The organism is Endozoicomonas sp. 4G (genome assembly GCF_023822025.1).
Taxonomy (GTDB): Bacteria; Pseudomonadota; Gammaproteobacteria; order Pseudomonadales; family Endozoicomonadaceae; genus Endozoicomonas_A.
This window is the reverse complement of record NZ_CP082909.1, coordinates 5,681,176-5,705,608: the sequence shown is the minus strand read 5'-3', so window position 1 is coordinate 5,705,608 and position 24,433 is coordinate 5,681,176. Positions and strand designations below refer to the sequence as shown.

Sequence of the window (24,433 nt, the reverse complement as noted above, 5' to 3'; positions counted from 1 at the left end):
CTTTTTCCTTCACCCCCAGGGAACCCCGGGGGGACCTGATCAAATTTCCCATTTCACACTGACAGCAAAGTTTCTGCCGGGCTGGGTATAACGGTTAAGGCCTTCATAGGTAGTAGGAAGACCCCGCACATCATCCCACTTCCAGTATTTTTTGTCGGTAATATTGAACATACCAGCGGTCAGGGTTACGTCTTTGATGGGCTTGTAGTAAGCGGTCATATCGACAATGCCGTAGCCGGGTGTTGCGAACTGTTCGCCCCCTGCTTCACTCTCGTCTGAAGCAATATCACTGTTAGAGATATCGTTTTTATCTTTAGCGGCCACCAGCGTCCACATCAGCTCCCCACCCCAGTTGTCACTGGGTGCGTCATAGGCCAGGCCAATAACAGCGGTGAGCGGGGCAATACTGTTCAGAGGATCGTCTTTAAACAACTCTCCCTTATCATTGGAAAAAGTCCCCTGACCTTCACTCCAGGCGACAGCTGTCTTAAAGCTGGTGCCAGTAGGGGCTCCCATGGCTTCGTCCAGCCAGAGCTGCCCCTTGAATTCAAGCCCCTTGATGGTGGTGTCATCGAGATTCTGATATTGGAAGCGGGCCTCTCTGTTCACTATTCCAAGGGGAACCAGTTCAATAAAGTCATCATAGCGATTGTAAAACGCCGTGATTTCTGCACTTCCAAGTCGCCCATTGGCTCTTAATCCCACTTCAATAGAGTCACTTTTCTCGGGCTTAAGGTTAGGATTGGGCATGACATGGATGCTGACTGGGAGCGGTACGATTTCTTCAAAGTACATCGCAAATAAATCCGGTGTACCAAAGCCCTGGCTGTACTGTGCAAACCCGGAAAACACGTCTGTGAATTTATAAACAGCCCCCAGCTTTCCAGACCAACTGTCGTATGATTGGTCTTTATAAGCTTTCTGGTAATATTGATCCGTTTCAGTTTTGGGTGAAAAACTGTCGTAACGAATACCGGGGGTTACGGTCAGACGATCATCCAAAAAAGATATTTCATCCTGAAGATAGAAGCCCGCAGAATCAACGGTGGCCAGCGGCGCATAACGACTAATGTCGTTTTTTTCGCCCGCCGGATTCTTAACGTAAGTGGTCTTGTTGAGATTATTCTGCTCTTTTCTTTCCAGCTCCAGACCATAGCTGATAAGGTGATCGGACCATTTGAAGTCCAGCCATTTGGTCATGTTCAGACCCAACTGCCAGCTGGTTTCCCTGTAGACGTAATCCTTGTGTCTTGCCTGAGTTTCCCATTTCGGAAAGCTCCCGGTTTCGACCTGCATTTCATCATAGGTAATCTGATTGGTCTCAGTTTCCTGCCAGTTCAGAGTCCACTTGAGTGTATCGAAAGCCGGTGCAAATGCTTCCCACTCATGGAACAGGCCAAGGCGTTGACGCCGGGTTGAGTCATCGGCATTAAACTTGCCGTAAGGAGAAGGATTTCCCGTGGGCTGTGCGCCGACCATGGACAATAAATCGGTCTTGGAGTTGAGATCACGCCACTCGGCAGTTAACCCCACACGATGATTGTCGTTCACTTGATACTGTAATTTACCCAGCACGTTATTGATCCCGATATCCTTGGGATCGGCTTCTCCCCTGGCATCTCCCGTCACATCAGCGCCACCATGGGTCCGGGTTTCCTTGGCATCACGGCGGGTATAGATCAGCAGGCTCTCCAGGTCACCGCTGCGATTGGCAAAGGTTGCTGTTTCGGTAAACGCACTGTCGGCAGAGGAGTATCCTCCCTTCAACGATACATAGCCGTCATCCCCTTCGTGCTTGAGAAAATCGGCTGGATCTTTGGTGACAAACGCCACCACACCACCGATGGCATCACTGCCATGAACGGTGGAAGCCGGGCCTTTTAAGACCTCAACCGCCTTGATGGTTTCCAGGTCAATAAAGTTTCTCTGGGACCGCAGAAAAATTTGGGTGGAATCAAAAGCTTTGGCCTGATCCACACTGTCTACAGTGATTTTGACCCGGTTGGCATCCATCCCACGAATATTGAAGCTGCCTGCACCGGTCCGGCCATCATCCGTGACCGTGACTCCCGGCTCGTAACGCACCAGGTCATCAATGTCATTGACCATTCTTTTTTCAATGTCATCCGCTGTGGTGACATCCACACTGCTGGCCACTGAATCCAGATTCTGCTCAGTCAGGGTCGCTGACACAGTCACCTGATCCAGCAGAGTGGGTTGTGTGGAGGGCAAAGCATCTTCTGCCTGTGCTGTAGCAGTGGCTACCGCCATAATGGCCAGGGCCAGATGTGTTTTTTGAATTGCGGATAGGCTCATACAACTTCCTGAGACTCAAATGAATTGGCTCTTCTGCAACCTGAACTCTACCACTACCGGCAGGTGATCCGAGAGTAAAAAAGAGGTTTTTAAAACTGAAGGCATAATACCACCCATTGCCGACCATGGTCTGACAGTATGGTTTTTATTGCGCTTTCAGTTTCTGTTTCTGCTTGATCATCTTGTTGACCCCAAGCTTCAGCGCCGACTGAATAACCTGCTTTTGAATAAAGGCATCATACCTCTGCTGATATTTATCCATTTGCCTGTCCAGCATGTCACGGGTGTAGAGCCGACCCTTCACCACAACGGCTTCGATGGTATTCAGGGCAGCAAGGTTTTCCCTGGGATTCTCTCGGTAAATGACAAAGTTGGCGTTAGCGCCGGGCTCGAAGCTGACCGGTTGCCCAAGAAACCTGGCCGGGACCGTCGTCGCTGCTGCCAAAGCCTGCTCTGGCCCCAGACCAGAATCGGAAAGCAACTCAATCTCCTTGATTAAGGATGCGCCAGGAACAACCCCCGGAGCCATGGTATCGGTCCCGGCATGGATAGGCACACCCGCTTCATAAAGTGCTTTGACCGTCGCCTGCATTGTTGTCAATACATCTTCAAAGGCCATTATCTGGGCTTCGTTCATAAAACGTGCTGCGGTGATTCCCTCTTCTGAATCCCAAAGGGTATCCCGATAGTAATCAGGCAAAAGCTCGTTTGCTTTGTCTGCTAACATGGCTTCACGATGTTTACTGGCTATGACCCGTTCGATAGTCACCAGCGTGGGTGTGACAGCACTTCCCTGTTCGACCAGTGCCGATATCATGGCTTTTCTGCGTTTTTCGTCCATATTCAGCCACTGCATACGACCGGCGACGTAGTTGTCCGGATTCTTTGCCGCAGGAGGAAAGCCCCTCAAATGCTGAACATCGTCCAGCTTCGCTTGCGCGGCATTCATACCATGAGGAACATGCCCAACCAGCTGCATATGGTATTTATGGGCGGCTACACGCAGGGCGTCCAGCACATCAGGCTGAACATGGTCGTATACTTTGACACAGCTGTTACCCTGCTCAGACAGTGTTTTTACCACCTGGTCAGCGTCTTCAGGCCTGCTCACAACCAGAGCAGAGTCCCAGACCGGATCAGGCCCGTCAATCATACGACCACAGCTTTCTATATTCGGACCGGCCATTGTGCCTTTGGAGATCAGGGCCCGAAGCTCGGAGGATTGACCCGGCTTCATATCGCCCATGGTGCGAATCGTGGTCACGCCATGATAAAGATGCAAAAAGGCAAACAGTTCATTTTGATCGGGCAGCGGCAAATGATTCCAGTGGGCGTGCATATCAATTAATCCGGGCATTACAAACATACCGGCGTAGGGATCATTTTCGTCAGCTTCAGCCTTTTTGACACGGGCAATGGTTGCCCCTTTAACCTCAAGGCTGACCGGAGCGGTTGCCGGTTCTCCGGGAATCACCAGCTCGACGTTGCTGAGCTTTAACCCTGGCTCGGGAGAAGGCAGGGCAGCCGGTAGCTGAATCTGTATGGCTGCAACGGCAGCCAGTGCAAGCAATAACACCATAATGGGTAACAGTATTTTTTCGGGACTGTGAATGCCTTCAGCATATTCCCAAACCCCTGTCGTTGAATATGGGTAGAAATCTCATTATTGCGCAAGGGCTTACGACGATTTGCTAAACGTTAAAGTACCAGTTGACTGCCAGTACGGAAGCAATGGTCAGCAGGGCGCTGCCAAAGGTTATAAGGTATTGCCGGTTGATGGTGGTATGGATTTCGGTTTTCAGTTCGGCGTATGTTCTGGAGTTTTCCATTTTCAGTTCGTAGTAGCGAGCGTCTGACTCGGCTTTCTGTTTTTGGTAGCGAGCCTCTGACTGGGCTTTCTCTTCGTAGTAGCGAGCGTCTGACTCGGCTTTCTGTTTTTGGTAGCGAGCCTCTGACTGGGCTTTCTCTTCGTAGTAGCGAGCGTCTGACTCGGCTTTCTGTTTTTGGTAGCGAGCCTCTGACTCAGCTTTCTCTTCGTAGTAGCGAGCGTCTGACTCGGCTTTCATGTCGGCCATTTTTTGATCACTGCGAGTCTGGTACTGCAAGATGGCCTCCTGCATGATAAGCACGTCTTTCTTGCTGGCATTGTGATCCGGGTCAAGGGAGGCACTGACTTTTGCCGCCAGCTCCTCGTCAATACCAATGTTTTTCAGTTCTTTGAACAGCGTTTTTGACACACCCGAATCCTGCTAATTGATGGAAGAGATAGAAGCCTAGACCATAGATGACTTTAACAACAAACCGTCTGGGCTGATTGCCCCCTTTTAGCAAATGATAACGATTTGCATTTAGTTTTAGTTTTACCTATTATCCTACGCCATCATCACGAGCACTTCGGGGTTTTAAAATAAAGTGCTTGTGTGACTGACCTGATCCAGATTCATAAAAAAATACACATAGGAAAACAATGACGTTTACTAAAAGTAGACTGGCAATGGCTGTCATGGCAGTGACTTCCAGTTTTGTATACGCAGAAAATACACCCCAGACTCAGGCAACCCTGCTCAATCAAGTGACAGTGACGGCTACCCGATCTGAAAAAGACATCAACGATGTTGCCCGGACGATCGAAGTCGTAGACCAGGATCAGATCCAGCAGGACCAGCCTGAATCAGTGGCTCAAGCCGTCAAGGCGTTGCCAAACGTCTCCGTCCGTGGTGGCCCGCGGGCTAATTCCCAGAGTATTAACATTCGTGGCCTGGAAGGCACCCGTGTTTTGCAGATCACCGATGGTGCCCGCCAAAACTTTGCCAACGGTCACCGTGGTACTTATTTCACAGACCCGGAGTTGTTGAAGTCTATTGAGGTAGTGAAAGGCCCATCCAGTAACCTGTGGGGTTCAGGTGCTATCGGTGGTGTTGTCGTACAAAACACCAAAACAGCCGAAGATCTGCTGGCACCCGGTAACACCCTGGGTGGTTATGTATCCCAGGGCTTCCTGAGCAACAACCATGAATCCCGGACCCGTGCCTCTCTTTACGGGATCACCGACCGCTTCGACTGGTTGCTCAATGGTTACTACAACGACGGCGGTAACTATAAAACAGGCACCAGTGGCCAGGGCAATGGCGACGAAATAGAACACTCCGGCTCCCGCGAACAGGGTGGTATGGCGAAACTGGGCTGGCAGCTGAATGACGACAGTCGTCTTGAGTTTAAGGCTCAGCAAGCCCAAACCAATGCCAGGGTACCCAGCAATCCAGCAACAGCCGTGGCTACCGATTCGCCATTGATCGTGCAGGAATCTGCCCATACCAACGTGTCCGCAGCCTACCTTCTTAATCCAGACAGTGCGCTGGTCGACAGCAGGCTCCAGCTGTTTTACAACGATACCGAATTTGATGAGTATCGAATTGAGGACAAGCAGACTGACAATACCCGCTACAAAACTCTCGGGACAGCGTTTACCAACGTCTCAAAACTGACTCATTTTGAATTAACTTACGGTCTGGATGCCTACAAAAACACCATTGAGACAGTCAGGGATGATACAGGTAATGAAGGCAATCGCCCGGAAAATCTGGACGGTGAATCCACCACTGCCGGTGCGTTTGTACAAGCCGATATTCCTTTGGCAGAGGCATGGACTTTGCAGACCGGCGTCCGCTATGACCGCTTTGAAGCCCGGGACAACCGCTCTGAATCCGATATCGAGGAGAAGAAACAGTCTAACCATGCGATCTCTCCTTCTGCAGCCCTGATCTGGGATAGCACCGACTGGCTGACGCTCAGCGCAAGCTATAACGAAGCGTTCCGCGCCCCCAGTATGGAAGAGATGTTTTCCACAGGGACTCACTTTGCTGCCGGGCCTTTCGTCAACAGGTTTGTTCCTAATCCGGATCTCAAACCCGAAGAAGCTAAAAATAAGGAAATTTCCGCCCGCATGAATTTTGCTGGCATTCTGGGCGATGATGAACTGACCCTGACTGCGAATGTCTTCCAGAATGATGTGGATAACTTTATTAACATGATCGTTGAAGGCACAACGACCACCTGGAAAAACGTTGATGAAGCTGAATTGAAAGGCTTTGAGCTGGCCAGCCAGTATCGTTACCAGGATATTCAGTTTGGCCTGTCCTATGGTCAGACCCGGGGAGAAAATAAAAAGACCGGTGAGTACCTGGATCACATTCCGGCCGACAAAGTCGTTGCCGATGTTGCCTACCTGATGCTACAGGGCGACCTGAAGATGGGCTCCCGTTATACCCATGTTGGTGCCCAGGAAAATATCCGTGCCGACTATGACAGCATGAGTTCCTACGGCAGCTACGATCTGGTTGACCTGTACCTGAGCTATGAACCAACCACCAGCGCTCTTAAAGGCATCAGAACCGATCTGACCGTCAGCAACCTGACCGACGAGTACTACATCACGGCCTGGGAAACACTCCACGAGCCAGGCCGCAGCATCAAGCTGAACCTGCGATATCGGTTCTAATACATCACTTCAATGAGTTTGATGTGAACAATCCACGTTCATCCTGAGCGCCCTTCGACTCCGCTCAGGGTGAACGGAGTTTGGGTGCCTTTTCTGCACAAACCCTTCGGCTTTTCTCTACATAAGGACATGATGTCCTGATACCCGAATCATTAACATGTGATGAATAATAGCCTTGCAAAAACAGTAAAACGGTACGGTCAAAAACGCATTTATTGCCCCAAATCAAATAAAGTTCAACGCATCACAGAAATGCGAATTATTATCATTTAATTTATTGAATACATCTTAAAGTTGCAGTAACCTTCATCCGCCAATGAACAAGTAAACTAATTATGTCTCGAACGCTGCTACTCACATTGATCATTTCCATTGCCACTCACGTCGCAGCGGCGGTCTACCATGGTCAGCAGGAAGATCAGCAGGCTGAAGTAGCCCAGGGCAGTATCAAAGCCCCCATCAGTATGACCTTTTCTTCGGTACAGCAGGCGGCTGCACAGCCGGAGCCTGTCAAAGAAGAGCCTGTCAAAGACACCCTTGAACCAGTGGCAAAAAAGCCCGAGCCCATCAAGCAACCAAAGCCGAAGAAAAACGTCGTCAAGATAGCGGAACCAGAGCCGCAGCCTGAAAAGCCCGACATCAAAAAAGAACCGGAAAAGGTGGCCGAGAAAAAACCTGAGCCACCCAAAAAAGAAGTAAAGCCTCAGGATGAAGCTCCCGCTGAAACTCAGGTGGTCAAAACAGCCACCGAAAAGACGGAAGTCGAAGGCCTCAGCAATGAGCCGGTTTTCGTCTCTAAACCCGCTATTCGCAAGTCCGTACCGCCCAAATACCCACGCATCGCGCAACGCAGAAACCAGCAGGGCGTTGTTATGCTGGAAGTTGTGGTGGACAGCCAGGGTCATGCCATGAACATAAAAGTACTGGAGTCATCCGGTTTCGAGCTGCTCGACCAGTCTGCCATTGAGGCCGTTGAAGACTGGCAGTTCGAACCACAGAAACGCAACAACCAACTGGTGGCTTCCCGGGTGCATATTCCCGTGGCATTCCAACTGAATTAACCGCCTCTGGTTCACTCCACAGGCGACAGAAGACTTTTAAGATAAAAGACAGGTATTAATTGATGTTACTGGAACAGATCTCATCCCTGGGACTTATGGGCTGGCCCCTGACCATTATTTCCTGCATCAGTCTGGCCCTGATTCTGGAAAGGCTGATTACCTTTACTCTGCTCCCCAGCCTCAACAAAAAAAGCATGAACACCCTTCTCAATGAAGTGCGCGGCTGCTCCAACTGCAACAACAGCCAGAACAAACTCTGCAAAAACCTGGTTGCCGGGAAAGGGGTTCGCAAGGGCATCGCTATTCTGCTGAGCCACAATGACTGCGAAAAGGAAATGCGTGAAGAAGTGGCTGGCCTCTGGCTTCTGAAACAAAAAAACGCCCTTCATGCCTGGCTGAAACCCCTGATGCTGATTGGTATCCTGGCTCCGATGCTGGGACTGCTCGGTACCGTCCTTGGCCTGATTGGAATGTTCCAGGGCATTTCTGAAATACACGGCCCGGTCACACCGGACGTTCTGGCGGGCGGCCTCTGGGAAGCGATGTTCACCACGGCATTTGGTCTGATGGTGGCCATTCCATCCCTGGCAGCGGCTCACGGTTTTGGCATCTGGGCCAATTACTATGTATCGAAGCTGGAGTTCGCCCTGAATCACGCCAACCTGCTGCTGGAAGGCGTGAAAATGAACGACGATGGTATTGCCCTTAATCAGGAACCCGGCACCTGCCCCGAGGCTGTTGCAGCATGATTCGTATTTCCAATAGCGACGAAACCAACGCTTCGTTCAACGCAGCAGACCTGACACCTCTGCTGGATGTGGTTTTTATCGTCATGGTGTTCCTGCTGTTCACCGCCAATGTGCAAACCCTGAGTCTGCCGGTGAATCTGCCTGAAGCCAGCCGTGAACAAGCCGCCCTGACCGAAGAACCGAAAACACTCACGGTGAGTATCCTGGCAAAGGGTCAGCCCTGGGCGCTGGAAGATCAAAAATACGACAGCTTTAAAGTGTTTAGTCAGAAGTTGCTGGCCCAGGTCAAGGAAGCACCAGACACCACGGTGCTTGTTGCCGGCGATCAGGAAGCGCCGCTGGGTAATCTGGTTAAGCTCATGATGTTTTTAAGTGAACACGACATCACCGCCGCACAAGTGCTTATGGAGGAGGACTCTCGATGATAAAAAGGTCTGGAAAAAGACTTCCAGTTCCTCTGCTGATGGCGGCTCTGTTGTCATTCTCCATAATGACAGCGGACGCTCAGGAAAATCCTTCAGCGCAAGATTCAGCGCAAGAGAAGCGCATTATTTCTGCTGGCAACGGCATTACTGAAATCATTTACGCACTGGGTGCCGGTGATCAGCTGGTGGCTGTTGACCTGACCAGTAACTACCCTCCGCAGGTGAATAAACTGCCTAAGCTCGGTTATCACAAGCAGCTGTCTGCCGAAGGGATTCTGGCACTCAAGCCTGACCTGCTTATCGGCACCGACGACATGGGTCCAAAAGCCACCCTCACGCAATTGGCAATGGCGGGGCTGGAAGTGGAATCCCTGGCCACCGACCACTCTGCCGAAAGCCTTCTGGAACGCATCCATTCACTGGCGGACCTTCTGGATAAAGAACAGGAAGGCAAAGCCCTCTGGCAGTCCATCGACCATGACCTGAAGGCGGCAAAGCAACTGGCCATTGGCAGGGAGAAGCCCAGAGTCCTGTTTCTGCTGGCTGCTGAAGGCAGAAATCCTTCCGTTTCCGGTGCTGGCACTGAAGCCAATGCCCTGATCGAACTGGCCGGCGGTTTTAATCCTGCCAAAGCTCAGTTCAACAGTTACAAACCTCTGGCCAATGAGTCGCTTTTGACCCTCGCTCCTGATGTGATCATCTATTCGAGTCTTGGTCGTGGCCTGACCGTGGAACAACTGCTGGCCAGCCAGCCTGTTTTGAAACAGACACCGGCAGGTAAAAACGCCCGTGTCATTGCCCTGGATGGTCGGTTGCTGTTGGGCGGGCTGGGCCCAAGAATCGGCGAAACCGCCCTGAACCTGGCCAAGAGCTTTTACCCGGAATCCTGATCACTGTCATTGAGAGCAATAATGAACCGTAGTCGTAAATCAGCACTGCTGCTGATATCGCTGGCAGTAGCCCTGCCAGCCGTTATTATCCTGTCGGTGGGCACCGGTCCGGTTTCCATCTCCCCTCTGGATATTATCTATGTCCTTCTGGATCGTCTGGGAATTACTGACAGTCAGGTGCCTGAGCAGACCCGACTGATTGTAGAATCCATCCGCACGCCAAGAACCCTGATGGGGATCATGGTGGGCAGCGCCCTGGCCATTGCCGGTGCGTCCATGCAGGGCTTGTTCAGAAACCCGCTGGCAGATCCCAGTATCATTGGGGTATCCAGCGGAGCCGCCCTGGGTGCCGGGATCGGAATTGTGTTAGGTGCGCCTCTGTTTGCCGGTTTTCCACCATTACTGATGGAGTACAACGTCTCCCTTCTGGCCTTTTTCGGTGGCGTTCTTACGACCTGGATCGTGTATAAGATAGGGACGACCAATAACGGTACTTCTGTCGCTACCATGCTGCTGGCCGGTGTCGCCATTTCTGCACTGACCGGCGCAGGTATGGGAATACTGACGTATATGGCCGACGATAACACGCTCAGAAGCCTGGCCTTCTGGTCAATGGGCAGCATTGGTGGTGCCAACTGGAACTCAGTCCTGCTTTGCTTCACCCTGCTGGGTCCTGTGGTTTTCATGCTGTGCCGTTACGGACAGGTTCTTAACGCCATGCTGCTGGGTGAATCCGAAGCCAGACATCTGGGCATTGATGTCCAGAAAACCAAACTCAAACTGATTGTGGTCACGGCCATGGCAGTGGGTGTCTCAGTTTCTGTGGCCGGTATTATTGGCTTTGTCGGGCTGGTGGTGCCTCACCTGATTCGCCTGATGGTAGGGCCTGATCACAGAACCCTGTTACCCGCCTCAGCCATGCTGGGTGGTGTGCTGCTGCTGGCCGCCGACATGATCGCCAGAATAGTGGTCGCTCCCGCAGAACTGCCTATTGGTATTGTCACTGCCCTGATGGGGGCGCCGTTCTTTATGTCTCTGCTGTGGCAGCAACGCAAGAGGATTGCCTGATGAGTTGTCTCAAGGTTGAACATGCCACAGTGCAGATCGGTGAAAAGATACTGCTGGATGATGTCAGCATCTCTGTCGCTCCCGGCGAAGTGGTGACGGTACTGGGCCCTAACGGGGCGGGTAAAAGTACCCTGATGAAAGTCATCAGCGGTGAGCAAAAGCCTTCGTCAGGAAACGTACTGTTAAACGACAGAAGCGACTGGAAACTGCAACAACAGGCTTTGATGCTGGGCGTTTTACCTCAGTCTTCCTCCCTGAGCTTTCCCTTCACGGTCGAAGAAGTAGTTATTCTGGGGCGCATTCCCTGCTCGACAGACCGGACAGAGAACCTGGCTATCGTTGAAGCCGCTCTGACTGAGGTCGATGGCCTGTACCTGAAAGATCGTCAGTACACCACCCTTTCCGGTGGTGAACGACAAAGGGTGCATATGGCCCGGGTATTGGCCCAGATCTGGGAAGAGTCGGATTTTGGCAAACGTTACCTGCTGCTGGACGAACCCACCTCAGCACTGGACCCGGCCCACCAGCAACTGACGCTGAAAATGGCTCGCAGACAGGCTGAAAAAGGTGTGGGTGTCCTGGTCATTCTGCACGACCTTAACCTGGCAGCCCGTTACTCAGACCGTCTGGTGATTTTGAAAGAAGGGGGTATGGCTGCCCACGGAACACCCCATGAAGTGTTGACTGCCGAAACGGTGCAAGCCGTGTTTGATGTGGATGTTACGATTTCACAGCATCCTGTGCATAACTGTCCTTTGGTGATTAATAACTAGTGCATACAACCCCCCTCGTTCCCACGCTCTGCGTGGGAACGCATACCGGTAGTGCGTCACGCTCCCATGCTGGAGCATGGGAGCAAGTCACTTATTCATGTCTAAAAATTTCTTAAAGACTTCTAAATTGAACTTTTTCTGTTCGGCTATCATTATTTCGTTTTGAAGCATCCGTTTTTCTGTTTCTATTTGCCTTTTGTGAACTACTCGCCCCTAAAGGAGCGAGCTTCCAATACTAAGCAAGCTACCGGAGTAGTTACCGTTCTTTTCTTTTTTGACGTTTCACTGCGAGCTGCGGAAGAGGGCTTGCCCTTTCCCGACTTACGGTTCGCTCCACGTCCTTTAGTCAGCACAGGAATTCCTTTGCCAACCAACTCCGTTCCAGAGTCCATGAAAAACTTAATTGCTCGTTTCTTGATTACGATGCTGGCGTTTCTGTCAGCGTTGTCAAAGTGTCCACATTGACCGCAAAGAAACAGTTCTTGTGTCTTGCGGTTGTCGGGGTGAGTGTGACCGCAATCAGCACACTCTTGACTCGTAAAGGGTGCAGGCACTTTGAAGACTGCTTTGCCTGCTCTTGCTGCTTTATATCGGGTGTAGGTTTCCAAGAAGTGCCATCCTACGTTGAGAATGGCCTTGTTCAGTCCGGCTTTTTGTTTCGCCTTGTTGGAGATGAACTTTCCATTTTGATCTTTTTTTGCTTTTGGCCTGCGAGTCATTTTTGAGGTTTTCAGATCCTCGAAAACAATGACCTTGGCCTTGCTATCGACCATTTTTCTGCTGGTTTGGTGGCAGAAGTCTTGCCGAATGTTGGCTACTTTCTTGTGCTGCCTGCTAATCCTGTTCTTTGTTTTCTGACGACGGTTAGAGCCTTTGGTTTGGCGAGACAAACGGCGCTGAAACCTCTTCAGGTATCGCTTGCGCTTATCCATGTTCTTTGTCTGGTTTTCTGTAAAGTCGTAAGGCTTAACACCAGTATGAACAGGTATAACAACACCTCGGTCCACGCCGATAACATGCTCTTCCAGCCACTCTTTGGAAGCACCTTTAAGGTATTCCAAATGCTCTTTTTCTGTTGCTGGTTCTTCTGATCCATCGTCATAACAGAAAGAAACAGAGTACTGACCAGCCTCTTTCCTAATGTAAATGGATTTTGGTTCGTTGAATGGACGGTGAGTTTTAAACGACAAATAACCAATATTATTGGTCTTTGTACCAATGAAAAGACGGGTTACACCATCTTCACAGATATCGAACCGGAACACTTCATTGGTGAGATAAATGCTGCCCTTGTCGGATTTTGGCTTCTTCTTTGGCTTACCGCACTGGCCATTGATGTGTTTTTGGTAGGTCTTATACCAGTTGGTAGCCGAGTTTCTGATTATCTGACTGGGACAATCGGATAACCAGGGTGATAACTCTTCGCTTTTGAATTGGGCTGCCTTTGTGTCAATAGGGGCATACGCACCTATGGGGCAGTATTTTTTTGCGTAAGTGCTGTAATAGCGATGTTCATCACATTTCGCATTCCAGATAAACCGAGCGCAACCCATCCACTGAGACAGAACCAACTTTTGCTGATCTGTTGGATTGGCTTTGAGTCGGATACCTTGAAGCATTACATAACCTGTTGAATTGAATGGCTTCATGCTAGTCTGGCTAGAAATATCTGTCAAATATGAGGTTTTTATGTACGAATGGAGATCGGGTAGATCATGTGTATTTAGGAATAACGTACATCTAGTATTTGTTACTAAATACCGTAGAACCGTGTTCACTGAGAAATGATCGACCGGCTACGAAGCGACTGTCACAGCAAGGCTAACGCCTTGCAAGGGCTTGACCCGCCTCTAAAGAAGCGGGATTGCGCCCTTAATTTCGTTCAAACTCTATAAAATTCGATGTTTCTGGCGGCCCACTTTCCTAAACACTTCGGAATCAAGCGGTGCCACTCATCCTCATTTTCTGTATGTTTATCCATGTTATCGAGATAGATTTCCAGCCAATATTGCTCGTCTTGACCTTTAGACAATAACTCTGAAAATTTCCTGGTTGTTAAGGGGCTAACGACAATGTTTTGATGACGCAAACAGTGCTTGGCTATCGTTAATTTACTCTTTTCCGGGCATTCTTCCCAGAGTTGATGAAAATATTCCCGGCACTCTCTAAGGTGCGATTTACAAAAAGAAGCTTTGCACTTTTTCATTGTAGCCAGAGGCAGGCCATCTGTTTTCAGGGAAGACATTGAGTTATTTTCTGCACTTTCGCTACTGACCTCAGGAATATCTTTCAAGCAATCGTCATGCTCATCGGCGCTGTTGGCAATGTTGGCAATGTTGGCAATGTTGGCAATGTTGGCAATGTCGCCAAAGTCTATGTATTTATCATTGGATTCAGGGAACAAAATAAGGTTGATAACATTTAAGATCAATGCCAAAACTGCTTCCCGGGAAAAATCATTGTATTTGAAGTGTTTGAGGGAACATAATTGTTGATCCAATGGACTTCGATCAATGCTCTCATAACATCCTTTTTTCAGGAAGATGCTTCTGAACTCAAAATACACCTCTTTAAGATCTTTTATTTTGCCATCATAGAATTCCTTGTTATTTTCAACAAAACTTATTGCATTGGCAGTATTTTTAAATTGAATGGAAAAAAGATTATAAATAATAACACAAAGCTGCTTTGGATAAGTGCGTTTAATTTCATCAATATGTTGGGACAGAATGTCCCTGCTTAAATCATCCAGCGGTGTTGAGTCGGAGCATAGACAATTACTTTTCCCCATCACATCCAGCCATTGCTCCAGATTGAACTTATTGTTCTGATTAACACACGACCGATATAGGATTCGGGAAAGCTGGGGTGTATTTTTAAATACCTGGCCGTCCTCACCAGGATTGTAAAAACGAACATTGTCTAATACCGATGATGAAAACCGCTCACCTTCAAAATAACATTGGTTGAAATAGCTATCGTCAACAATGGCTCTGTTTAACCGCTCTGTATTAAATTGACATTCGCTAAAATTAGCCTGCAGTACTGTCCCCTCCATTGAACAGCGGCTGAAATTAATCTCTTTTATACAGCACTTTTTATTTAGCGTAAGACCATCCAGGGAATCCAGCTTGCACTCCAACAGTTGCGGGTTTTGCTCAAACAGCAACTGTATTTGCTCTTCGCCACAACACTTGACAAGCGCTTTGATGCTTTCGTGATACTCGCTGTCTTTAGAGATTAACTCGTAGTAGAAGATTGACCAGGATTCCCGAAAAAGCTGTTCCAGCGGGCGTCCGTCGGGCCAGTGACTAAAACGCTTCTTCAGTGTACCCAACAATTGCCGTTGTCCTTCGAGGGAACTCATCTCAAGTTTGTCCAACTCGTCAATCAAGGACACAGGATTGGAAAAACGGGTCTCTTGTGACGCAGTGTCTTCAATCTGTCGATAATCGTAGAGTGACCACGTAATAATTTTCTCATTACGTGCAAAGGCCTCCAAACCTGAGAATTCATTCTCATATTGCCCTTCATTTCTATAAATTTGTCCATCCATTCGGCCCAGTGTTTCAGAAGTCAGGACCAAAGACATGGCCCCACCCGCTCTGTACCTGGAATTATCCTTCAGCCCCTCCATGACTCGGAAAAATGTGTATTCTGCGTCGCGTCGCATCCTGTCTGCCACATCCTGCGCACTGACAGGATTAGGACCTATCCCAATCTGACCACGCCGTTCAAAAGAGTCCAGGGCACCTTCATTTTCCAGGCTGATCCAGAACAGTTGACTGTTCTGTTCCTGCTTTGCATAAAAGTTTAAATTGTGCCCGAGGCAGAATTCCCTGGCGGGGTTTGCCGAAATGCTATAGGGAAACCCCGGACGGAATTGCACCCAACGTCCTGCGCGAATCAGAGAATGCCTATCCCACTTCAGTTCTTCATCACTGAGATTCAGCAACCGTTTAAGAAACGCTTGTTTGCGGCTGTTGTCCGGAGTATTGATAGCCGCTGCCACGGTACGGTTCATATCACCAAGGCAGCCGTGGTAGTCGGCCAGGGCATCCAGCCATATCTCCTCCAGATCGTTGGTATCCGGCCTTTCCCCGTCAATGCCCAACTCTGCCAGCTCCCTGAACAAGGCTTCAACCACCGTTTTACTGTGTCCCGGAAAGGTGAGGGTCAGTTGATTTTCAAAACAAATGGCTTCAGGCAGGTTCGGAGGAGAAAACAGAATACTGCCGCCTTCGCAGACAGTCGATTCAAGCACAACAGCCCGAACCGGTGAGGTGGTCAACCGGGCTTCCTTCAGTTGTTCCGGACTTAAATAACCAACGCTCTGGCCAGTCAGTTTGGCAAAACCATGGCTGAATTCAGCCAGTTCTATTTTCACTTCAACCTCTTCGCCGGTTCTTGAACTGACTCGTGCAGGAAAGACAGGGGCGGGCAGTGGCGTTTTAATGGCTGGCAGCTTTGCAATATACGGCACGTCGGAGATTAACGACGCCCGGCACTTGTTAGCAATGTCTTGCAGAATCATCACGGTATCATTAAGGGTGGCGTGATCCTTTTCGTGCCATCGTGTTTTATCTTCAGCTAACTGCTCGGCCATGCCCTTACAATCATTGGCCAGGCTGGTCAGGTCACTGCGCCAGTCGCGGTAACGGTGTTCCAGGGCATGTTCAGGATCATTCAGGGCAAAGTTGGTATATTGAACCCGGTGCGCCAGACGGTGCAATCCCTGCTCCAGAGCCAGGTTATCAGCCAGTTTCTTGCCCGCTTCCCGGGACAGCTTGAGGAACATCCGGGTAATAGGCTGGCCATTGGCATCCAGTAACTGGCTGATTCCGATCTGCCTGCCCTGAATATCCTGCCCTTTGACCGGCAGCCAACCGCCGCGGATACCCGATGCCTCGATCGACTTATATTCCGCCATGGATACCCGCTCACCCGCTTCCAGACTGTTGGGAAAGCGGGTGGTCAGCCAGGCAATGCGATCGTGAATGGTTTGTCGTAACCAGCTGCGGTCACCGGGCAGAAAACCGCTGTGTTCGATCAGCTGGTCCAGCGCCTGCCAGTCAACCTGACGCAAGATATCTTTCAGGGTCTCGCCCAGTAAGTCATCCTCTAATGGCGCAAGGATATCGACGCAAGGGTTATAGATCGGTAACGAGTTCATGGGCGGAGCCTTAGGATCCCGAAGTTTTTGCAGCAGCACCGGCATGGAGGAAAAGTCATCCGCTTTGGGGTCAGGCTCTGGTTTCTCTGGGCACGGGTAACGGGTCGCCATCCCGGCATAATCCCAGTGGAACATAACCGGCTCCCCTTCCGGAGTTAGTTCAATGCCTTCCCAGGCACTGTTCACCATATTTTCGTTACCAACAATCACATTAATCAGCAATAACCGGGCCCACTGCTCTGGAGACAAAGAGCGCAGCGTCGCCTCCCCGCCTTTGAGCTTACCCTGCCATTGTTCGGGAACAGGACTGACCACATAAAAATGCCCCTGCTCTTCATGGACAAAACTCTGAGGTACGGTAATGCCCAGCAGCCCGGCAAGATTAGCCATCAGTAGCTGGTTGCGGGCACTGAGCTCACAGCTCGCCGGTTTGATGGAATAAACCTGTTGGCTAATGGGGTCGTTGTAAAGCCCTGCTGGCCAGGTGCTGCTCTGGCATTCTTCCATGGCAGTACTTTTCATAGCAGCATTTTTCATAGCAGCATTGTCCAGGATCAGTTTTGCCAGAGAGAAAGACGATGTCGGTGGTTCTGCCAGCTGTCCGGCATAAGGTGCAATCAACTCCCGGACAACACTGGACTGCTCACCTATGCTAAACAGCTCATAACTGAAGGGAGAAGGATGGTGCTCCCACTGCTTTTTAGTGTTTTTACACAGGCTGTGGTCACCGATTCTGAAGAAATAGTTGCCGCTTGTTTCACTGTCCTGCAACCTGGTCCGGTACCAGAGGTCACCCTGCCTGCCAATCACCTGGCAGACTTCCTGAGCCAGCGTGCGCCAATGTTTTCTCTGGAGATCATCCTGACTGGCAACAAAGCACTCCAGCCGATCCATGTAAAAGCAGTCTCTGACCCGCATAACCTCCAGCGTATCGGCATCATGGAGCAGGCTGCGCAGAGTCTGTATCTCCGCTGGCAGATTCCAACAGCCCTTCGGATTATCCTTGTGGAAAATGGCTTCACCACACTGCCAGGCCAGGGACTGATCTATGCCTGAGTTGCGCAGGTGTTCCATCAGGTTGTCGGCACTGGCCCGCTCCCAATCCTTCGTATCGTTCCCATCGCCTTCACGGCCCGTATCGTGAAACAGGCAGACTTTGATCAGCAGCGGTATCATTTGGTCGGGAAATTCCAGCGCCCTGCGGTCGCCGTGCAGTCTACGCTGTTGCAACAGGGCGACTGCCCAGATTGCCGCCCGACAACTGTGCTGGAGACCATGAACTTCGCGAGCAATGCACCCGGCAGGCGGTGAGATGTGTGATGGGCGATAAGGCTGAAGCAAGGCCGTTTTCGCTACCTGGGTAGATTCGATCAACGATGGATCAATGATCGGAAAATGGGTGGATTCAGTGTTTGTGTTAGTTGTTTTCGGACACTTTTTTACCGGTTCACTGGTCGGCGTTGCCAGTGTTGTCGCGCTGATTTGTGAAGTAATATCAGCAACGGTTACTTTACGTTTATGTCCGTCAATAGGGGTGGCCTGATCCCACTTTTCAGGAGCAGCACCGGGGAGCATAGGCTCTTCACGTGTACTCACTGTCCTAGTGGCAAAAGCGACGCCTGTCTCACTATTGTCAGGTGAACGGGTACAGCCAGCAAAAGGTTGGTGTTCTGTTGTTTTAATAGGAAGCGGATCCATTTTTAGCCCTCGCAACGATCCCTGTTACAGCAATCCGATTAAGACGAACCTGATCGAATGTGAATTTGACTTTTTATCCAACAATTAGTTCCTTCCATGGTCAGGGCTAAATCCTAATGGAAGTGCCAGTTGATCACAAAGACGCTGACAATGGTGGTAATCAGGCCGAGAAAGGTAATGATGTATTGTCGGTTGGAAGAGCCCATTTCAGTGCGCACATCGGCTATTTCTTTATGCAGCTCCGTACGCAGGGTAGCGATATCCGAACTCAGTGACTGATAATTGCGCTCACCCTGTAACTGAATCTGCATGATGGCTTCCTGCATAATCAGGATATCTTTTTTACTGGCATTGTGTTCAGGATCAAGGGAAGCACTGACTTTGCTGGCCAGCTCTTCATCAATGCCAATACGCTTTAGCTCTGAGAATAACGACTTTTCCATGACCACCCCGAAAAAAACTGAATTACAGCGTAGATCAGGGATGACATTATGACCACCTAAAAAGAACCTTAAATTCGACTGGTATTCGACTGGTATTCGACTGGTATTCGACTGGTATTTTCCTGATTTTGTGCCATCCTGAAATGCAGTTTTCTGATCGCTTGTCACGATTTGCTTGTCACGATTGTCACTCTGCCTATGCTGTCGCTGAACCATTGACGACTCCTTGCCCAGTACCTGCTGTGCTCTCTCCGCTTCATCAGAGAGTGAAACCACGATCGCTTGGGCTTTGAGAGTCATAACCGGCCTGTCCCTGCTACTGGCTCTGTAACCTGATACCTTCTCCTGAGGGTCCTGAGCATGATGAAGTTGAAACATTACACGATCTGGTTAATCGCTGCTGTATTCCTGTTACAGGCTCTGTACTCACGGGCTCGAAGCATTGCAGGTGCATCATGCAACGCAATGACGCTGCCTGATGCGACGGCGGGGAAAGACGTGTCGATCGTGAGCCAGAATGCCGTAGGTTCAACCGTTGCCGTGCCCACTGGAGTCTTGACATCCTCCCCGCCGTGAATGACGGGGATTTCTACAACTTCTGCAAGCCGAGCTTACATCCCCGTGCTCAAAGTACAGGGTTTTACGCTCATACGATAACCACTCTACCCATAGCACTGGCTCTGTAACCTGATACCTTCTCCGGGGAGTCCTGAGCATGATGAAGTTGAAATATTATCTGGTCTGGTTAATCACAACCGTACTTCTGTTACAGGCTCTGGATCTTCAGGCCACTCCCGCTAATTGCAGTACTTTTGCAACGGATCGTTCTTCATCAGATGGGTTAAGAGGCTGTTGGCTAGCGAGAATAACTTTCCCGGACGAAAGTGCATTGTTATCGCTACCAATTCGACTATAAATGTCAATAAGGTGGTAGAAGACACTCCTGAGAACACCATAATGCTACTCTCCTCCGCCCCTTCGGTTAGTCCGGTACCCGGTAAAAAGAGTGAATCTAAACACTATATTAATGGTCCCATCACGTTGAAAAACGGCCACGAGATTATAGGGGCTCCTGATGACGGTTTTGAAATCGTCATCGAGGATCGGGTGACGTTTTATGGCGAAGAAATGATCAAAATTGGTAAGCAAAACAGTTTCACGTTTCCAGAAATAAGAGATAGTCGTATCAAACTCATTACTTTCAAGCCTATGAATGCTTGTGGGGGCGGCCTAAACAGCATTATCGATGCAAAGTGTTTTAACCGGAAACTGATTGTAGAAGACAACAAATTCATTTTTCATCAACGGGAGGCTGTCCTTCTCCTCGTTTGTAGCCAATCAATACAACCTATCAAGGGTTTCGCTTTCACGGGTCCAATCCTGAAGTTTACCAACAACGTGATCACAAGTGAGACATTCATATTTACAGATGGTATACGAAGAGTCTTCCTTCCAGAGACGGTATTATTGGTTAATCTTCCTAACGTGAAGGGCGAGTCAGATACGCTCCACTTCTCTGGAAACACACTCAGCGGCAAACTAGCCCGGATATTTCATAAACTGCCCCGAATCTCGCGCAGGACTTTGTCGCTCTAAGGGATTTTGCGAGGGAGCGCCGTACCGGGGAGTACGGTCGACTGAGCAAAACTCCCTTAGAGCGGCAAAGGACAAGCGAGATCGGGAGCACGTTTATGAAATATCCGGGCTAGGGACTGTAGGTCGGTTTCACCTTGGCTCCGGAACCGATATGAAGATCTTCAACAATACTGTCGACATTGACAATGACGGTCCGCTATCGATTGCTGGTGGACGTCGACGTTGGCGATTAGGTGGCTTTTCGCTTTCAGGTCTTGAGAATAACAACAATAATGAAAAACCTCCTCTCTTTAAAGTGGCCGGTAATAATATCAAAGTCACACATTCAGTTTTCAATATCGAGTCGCGAGTTGCAGTGGATCTTGCCTGTAATAACCTGACTGGGGAGCGACCATGGTTTCAAGCTCGAAGGCAATATCCCCTGATAGCCATTGAGCCATCAAAACAGCAAGCTCAGTGTGGCGGAACACTCACCAATATCTGGAAACCCAGACGTGACAACCCCTCTGCTCGTGCCAACGACAGCTTGATAAACGTCGAAAATCGATTCCTCTTTACCACTGTCCCTCCAGACCCCGTTTTTCCTGATGACTGCCCCGCCTGTCCAACCGCTCCTGCCTGTCCGAGCACGCCGCGTCCGACAGTCTTGTGCGACTTTCTTACAGGGCAGTCCATGGGTGTTCAAAAAAAGCTAGACCAGTATAAAGATCTGTTTAGTGGACGACAGTGTGTTGTTCTCAGTGCCGACCCGGCACAGGATTTAAGTGCGTTAATCAAACGGACTCCACCGAATGCCGTCGTATTATTGTCCTCCGAAACGGTCTCCGGACCATCAGCGACTTCCTCCGGATCATCAGCAACGTCCTCCGTACCATCAACGACTTCCGTGACGGGTAAAACGCCGGTTGAATACTTTACTGACCACGAAATCTCCCTAAAGGATGGTCAGGCTATTATTGGGGCTGCTGATGATGACTCTGAAATCGTTATCAGGGACCGGCCAGGATTTAAACACCATCATTTGATCAGGGTTGGAGCCAAAGACGACTTCCAGCTTAGCGATACCAGAGACAGCCATATAAAACATATTACTTTTCGGCCAGCTCGAAATGATGGACATCACCCCATTGACTCCATTGTTTTCGCAGAGTGCTATAACCGGAAGCTGATGGTAGAAGACAACCTGTTTCATGGCCCCGCCCGGGCAGCTGTTACCCTTAATTGCGCGAAATTTCTGGATGCGTCGGCTGCTAATTGGATCCAGGGCCCGAACTTACGGTTCGCTAATAACAGGATCATCGGTGAAAAGTACGACTCGATGGTCGACCAACGTGTTCCCCATGACATTCTCAATCAAGGGTTATTTATTCATCTTCCTGCCATTGTGAAACAGTCGGGGCAATTATCTGTTATTAGCAACACATTCGAGGGCAATATGGATCATGCGGGTGTGTTAAGGCTGGCGACCGGAAGCTATATCAGGGTACGTGAAAACCTCATTGACATTTCCAATGTCGGCAGCGCATCTGGCGACTCTATTGACAAGGGAGGGTTCGTTCTCTCAGGGCCCGTAAAAGATACCGTCGTTCCTGCTGTTTTTTATCTGGCTGGCAATCAGATCCGTGCCACACAGACAGCCATAGCGGTCAAGGGAGAGCTTGCGCTGGCCCTGGTTTGTAATCACCTTCAGGGTACCAGAGCCTGGCACCAACCCCAGCAACAATTCAGCATGAAAGCTCTTTCAAAAATGCCGAAAGACGTGTCGAACGTGTGCCGGAACCTGGTAAGTTCAACCGCTCTGCCAACGACGCCACCGAGTGGCAACCGCTTGGCTAATACCTGGACAGCCATCAATGACTCCCTTGAGACTCCCTGCTGTGGACTGACCAACTTCGAAGGTCAATTCGTCTTTGACACAGAAGTTTGCCAGCCCGGCACTGTTACGTGCCTTACCGACACCGACGCGACAGCGGCTCCCACTTCATCATCAGCGGGCACCACCGCAGTCACTACGGCTTTGGGAATCATAACCACCCTGTCCATATTACAGGCTCTTTAAGCTGATGGCTCTTTAAGCTGATGCATTGGCCTCAAGCTTGTCGCTGACTCAGTGCACAGCAAGCCACCGCTGTGCTCCCGCAAAGGTGCCTGTACTTTGGGACGGGTAATCGGTAGAAGGAGGATGCCAGACAGTGCCGCTGTGGATGGAGCATTCCGCAATGTTCGTTAAAACCGTCTTTCATCACCCCTGTCAGGAATACACCGACTCGTAAAAAATGCCCAAAATTTGAATGATCGTCCACTGCCTTTCCTTCAAGCCGACCACATGCTCCTCCTGACTATTGACCGTCAATACACTAATCCCTTGAAAACAGAAAAATACCCATCTCGCCGTTGGGTTCTGGCAAGGCTTTTTTTTCTGGTCTGGAAATACACGACTCTGCTTTTTCAGTTCCTGCCTTATTCTGTGCTGGATAGCAGCATAGACCATCAGGCACAGAGTCATCACCATTAACAGGGCTTCAATGCGTTCCGCTTTCTTCAGATAGAGTGAAGAAACCAGAAAATCCGGACTCTTCAGGAACCGAAAGCCACCTTCAACCTGTTGTTGTGACTTGTAGGTAGACAGCAGCTCAGAGGCATTCAAACTATCTTGATCCAGTTCATTGGTGCCCAGGATAAAACAACCCAGTGAGGCCTGTGCATTCTCCCTTTTCTCGCAGGAAACAAAGCATTCGGCTTGCACAAAGTACTCGAAGTGATCAGGCTTGCTATCCGGCGATGGTCTTCCTTTGCCGGAATAACAGGGTTTACAGATAACCTCAGGCTCTGTTTCACTTTGACAGAGTTTTGATTGTTTCTGCCACAAGGCAAAAGACTTCAATGCATCGTCCCGGCACAGAAAGGCTTTTTTACTCAGCTTCTCGAGATCGCGGGCCTCTTTCAGTGACTGCTTCTGCATCTTTCGGCTCAGTGTTTTCTGTTCATTATGCCTGCGCTTTTTGTTGAGAAACAAGAACCATCGTTGTTGAACCTCCCCATAGCAGGAAGGCACTTCAGCTGAGTAATAATCTTCATAGCCTTCAACAGGCTCCAGTGACATCGCTGGCGCTTTGCAGGCCAGATCCTTTACATCCTTGATATTCAGGGGCACCCGGGAGATAAACAGCTGCTTTTGCTCGTCAAGCGACTGAAGGGTTTCTGCGACATACATGGCGGCATCAGCAACCAGATAGCGGCTATTCAAGGCAGCCTTAAAAGACGACAGATGATTTTTAATAATTTCCTGAAAATATGTTTTGTCGTTTACATTGCCGCTGGCAGGAGCCATGAACACAGGGATACCCGCCTCATTTTCGGTCATACAAGAGCAAAGCTCTGCCCAAAAAAGTACCAACACTGGCCTGGCTACTCCAAACCATAGCGAAAGTGGGTGGCTGGTGTGACTCCAAACGAACAGGCATTCCGGGATGGTTAGTTGTTTGGGAAGGCTGGGCGAAACTGCAAGACCGTCTCCACACCTACCGGGTAACGAGGGGTGTGGAGATCTGACTAAGAGACAGCCTTCAGGGCGGGGTTCAGTGACATACCTATAAGCATGTTTTAGTTGATCGATGAAAGGCTGCAAGTCATTTTCGATAAACAACAGTTTTTGACCGGGGTCAAGTTTTCATCAAACTGATACAAATGTGCGAACAATCGTTCAAATATCAGATACTGTCATCAACGGCAATTGAATATAG

The 24,433-nt window shown here is 49.7% G+C and carries 16 protein-coding genes; 9 read left to right on the top strand and 7 right to left on the bottom strand.

The annotated features are described in order from the left end of the window. Positions 1-39 precede the first annotated feature (39 nt). From K7B67_RS22585 to K7B67_RS22575, 3 genes are all read right to left on the bottom strand, one after another. The gene (locus tag K7B67_RS22585) at positions 40-2,316 is read right to left on the bottom strand and encodes a TonB-dependent hemoglobin/transferrin/lactoferrin family receptor (RefSeq protein ID WP_252178093.1); all 2,277 of its coding nucleotides are present in this window, start codon (positions 2,314-2,316) and stop codon (positions 40-42) included. A 145-nt stretch (positions 2,317-2,461) separates the two neighbouring features. Beyond that, the gene (locus K7B67_RS22580) at positions 2,462-3,895 is read right to left on the bottom strand and encodes an amidohydrolase family protein (RefSeq protein ID WP_252178092.1); all 1,434 of its coding nucleotides are present in this window, start codon (positions 3,893-3,895) and stop codon (positions 2,462-2,464) included. A gap of 112 nt (positions 3,896-4,007) precedes the next feature. Continuing rightward, entirely contained in the window at positions 4,008-4,553 is a 546-nt protein-coding gene (locus K7B67_RS22575) for a hypothetical protein (protein ID WP_252178091.1), read from the bottom strand. 230 nt (positions 4,554-4,783) lie between these two features. Between K7B67_RS22575 and K7B67_RS22570 the strand changes: the two genes are divergently transcribed. The 7 genes from K7B67_RS22570 (at position 4,784) to K7B67_RS22540 (ending at position 11,780) form a co-directional block, all read left to right on the top strand. Next, positions 4,784-6,814, top strand: coding sequence for a TonB-dependent hemoglobin/transferrin/lactoferrin family receptor (locus K7B67_RS22570; RefSeq protein ID WP_252178090.1), 2,031 nt, complete (start codon positions 4,784-4,786; stop codon positions 6,812-6,814). A gap of 335 nt (positions 6,815-7,149) precedes the next feature. Then, a complete protein-coding gene (locus tag K7B67_RS22565; protein WP_252178089.1) occupies positions 7,150-7,875 on the top strand; it encodes an energy transducer TonB in 726 nt (241 codons plus the stop codon). A gap of 62 nt (positions 7,876-7,937) precedes the next feature. After that, on the top strand, positions 7,938-8,624 hold the full coding sequence (locus K7B67_RS22560) for a MotA/TolQ/ExbB proton channel family protein (protein ID WP_252180633.1): 687 nt from the start codon (positions 7,938-7,940) through the stop codon (positions 8,622-8,624). Further along, positions 8,621-9,049: a biopolymer transporter ExbD gene (locus tag K7B67_RS22555; protein WP_252178088.1), complete on the top strand. Its 429-nt coding sequence runs from the start codon at positions 8,621-8,623 to the stop codon at positions 9,047-9,049. Before K7B67_RS22560 ends, K7B67_RS22555 begins: the two co-directional genes overlap by 4 nt. Further along, entirely contained in the window at positions 9,046-9,939 is an 894-nt protein-coding gene (locus tag K7B67_RS22550; RefSeq protein WP_252178087.1) for an ABC transporter substrate-binding protein, read from the top strand. Before K7B67_RS22555 ends, K7B67_RS22550 begins: the two co-directional genes overlap by 4 nt. Positions 9,940-9,960: 21 nt before the next feature. Continuing rightward, a complete protein-coding gene (locus tag K7B67_RS22545) occupies positions 9,961-11,007 on the top strand; it encodes an iron chelate uptake ABC transporter family permease subunit (RefSeq protein ID WP_252178086.1) in 1,047 nt (348 codons plus the stop codon). Further along, positions 11,007-11,780 (top strand): heme ABC transporter ATP-binding protein, encoded by a 774-nt coding sequence (locus K7B67_RS22540; RefSeq protein ID WP_252178085.1) that lies wholly within the window; start codon positions 11,007-11,009, stop codon positions 11,778-11,780. The genes K7B67_RS22545 and K7B67_RS22540 overlap by 1 nt, the downstream gene beginning before the upstream one ends. Before the next feature lie 203 nt (positions 11,781-11,983). Here the strand turns inward: K7B67_RS22540 and K7B67_RS22535 are convergent, their stop codons facing one another. The 3 genes from K7B67_RS22535 to K7B67_RS22525 form a co-directional block, all read right to left on the bottom strand. Continuing rightward, positions 11,984-13,399 (bottom strand): transposase, encoded by a 1,416-nt coding sequence (locus K7B67_RS22535; protein WP_252178084.1) that lies wholly within the window; start codon positions 13,397-13,399, stop codon positions 11,984-11,986. Positions 13,400-13,662: 263 nt separating this feature from the next. Further along, positions 13,663-18,651, bottom strand: coding sequence for a pentapeptide repeat-containing protein (locus tag K7B67_RS22530; protein ID WP_252178083.1), 4,989 nt, complete (start codon positions 18,649-18,651; stop codon positions 13,663-13,665). 113 nt (positions 18,652-18,764) lie between these two features. After that, positions 18,765-19,472, bottom strand: coding sequence for a hypothetical protein (locus K7B67_RS22525; protein WP_252178082.1), 708 nt, complete (start codon positions 19,470-19,472; stop codon positions 18,765-18,767). 579 nt (positions 19,473-20,051) lie between these two features. On the opposite strand from K7B67_RS22525, the gene K7B67_RS22520 reads away from it, so the two are divergent. Together K7B67_RS22520 and K7B67_RS22515 are read left to right on the top strand one after the other, a co-directional pair. Next, positions 20,052-20,690 carry a hypothetical protein gene (locus K7B67_RS22520; protein WP_252178081.1) on the top strand — a complete coding sequence of 213 codons (639 nt, stop codon included), beginning with the start codon at positions 20,052-20,054 and terminating at the stop codon, positions 20,688-20,690. Between the two features lie 151 nt (positions 20,691-20,841). Beyond that, complete coding sequence (locus K7B67_RS22515) at positions 20,842-22,749, top strand: hypothetical protein (RefSeq protein ID WP_252178080.1); 1,908 nt, start codon at positions 20,842-20,844, stop codon at positions 22,747-22,749. A 192-nt stretch (positions 22,750-22,941) separates the two neighbouring features. On the opposite strand, the gene K7B67_RS22510 is transcribed toward K7B67_RS22515, so the two are convergent. Continuing rightward, positions 22,942-24,054 carry an IS1634 family transposase gene (locus K7B67_RS22510; protein WP_252178079.1) on the bottom strand — a complete coding sequence of 371 codons (1,113 nt, stop codon included), beginning with the start codon at positions 24,052-24,054 and terminating at the stop codon, positions 22,942-22,944. Positions 24,055-24,433 lie beyond the last annotated feature (379 nt).

Bases quoted from the DNA above. Each gene is read 5' to 3' on its own strand.
- K7B67_RS22520 (WP_252178081.1), top strand. From the start codon at position 20,052: ATGCTACTCTCCTCCGCCCCTTCGGTTAGTCCGGTACCCGGTAAAAAG.
- K7B67_RS22555 (WP_252178088.1), top strand. From the start codon at position 8,621: ATGATTCGTATTTCCAATAGCGACGAAACCAACGCTTCGTTCAACGCA.
- K7B67_RS22510 (WP_252178079.1), bottom strand. From the start codon at position 24,054: ATGACCGAAAATGAGGCGGGTATCCCTGTGTTCATGGCTCCTGCCAGC.
- K7B67_RS22580 (WP_252178092.1), bottom strand. From the start codon at position 3,895: ATGGTGTTATTGCTTGCACTGGCTGCCGTTGCAGCCATACAGATTCAG.
- K7B67_RS22545 (WP_252178086.1), top strand. From the start codon at position 9,961: ATGAACCGTAGTCGTAAATCAGCACTGCTGCTGATATCGCTGGCAGTA.
- K7B67_RS22565 (WP_252178089.1), top strand. From the start codon at position 7,150: ATGTCTCGAACGCTGCTACTCACATTGATCATTTCCATTGCCACTCAC.
- K7B67_RS22570 (WP_252178090.1), top strand. From the start codon at position 4,784: ATGACGTTTACTAAAAGTAGACTGGCAATGGCTGTCATGGCAGTGACT.
- K7B67_RS22515 (WP_252178080.1), top strand. From the start codon at position 20,842: ATGAAGATCTTCAACAATACTGTCGACATTGACAATGACGGTCCGCTA.
- K7B67_RS22525 (WP_252178082.1), bottom strand. From the start codon at position 19,472: ATGTTTCAACTTCATCATGCTCAGGACCCTCAGGAGAAGGTATCAGGT.
- K7B67_RS22540 (WP_252178085.1), top strand. From the start codon at position 11,007: ATGAGTTGTCTCAAGGTTGAACATGCCACAGTGCAGATCGGTGAAAAG.
- K7B67_RS22585 (WP_252178093.1), bottom strand. From the start codon at position 2,316: ATGAGCCTATCCGCAATTCAAAAAACACATCTGGCCCTGGCCATTATG.
- K7B67_RS22530 (WP_252178083.1), bottom strand. From the start codon at position 18,651: ATGGATCCGCTTCCTATTAAAACAACAGAACACCAACCTTTTGCTGGC.
- K7B67_RS22560 (WP_252180633.1), top strand. From the start codon at position 7,938: ATGTTACTGGAACAGATCTCATCCCTGGGACTTATGGGCTGGCCCCTG.
- K7B67_RS22535 (WP_252178084.1), bottom strand. From the start codon at position 13,399: ATGCTTCAAGGTATCCGACTCAAAGCCAATCCAACAGATCAGCAAAAG.
- K7B67_RS22550 (WP_252178087.1), top strand. From the start codon at position 9,046: ATGATAAAAAGGTCTGGAAAAAGACTTCCAGTTCCTCTGCTGATGGCG.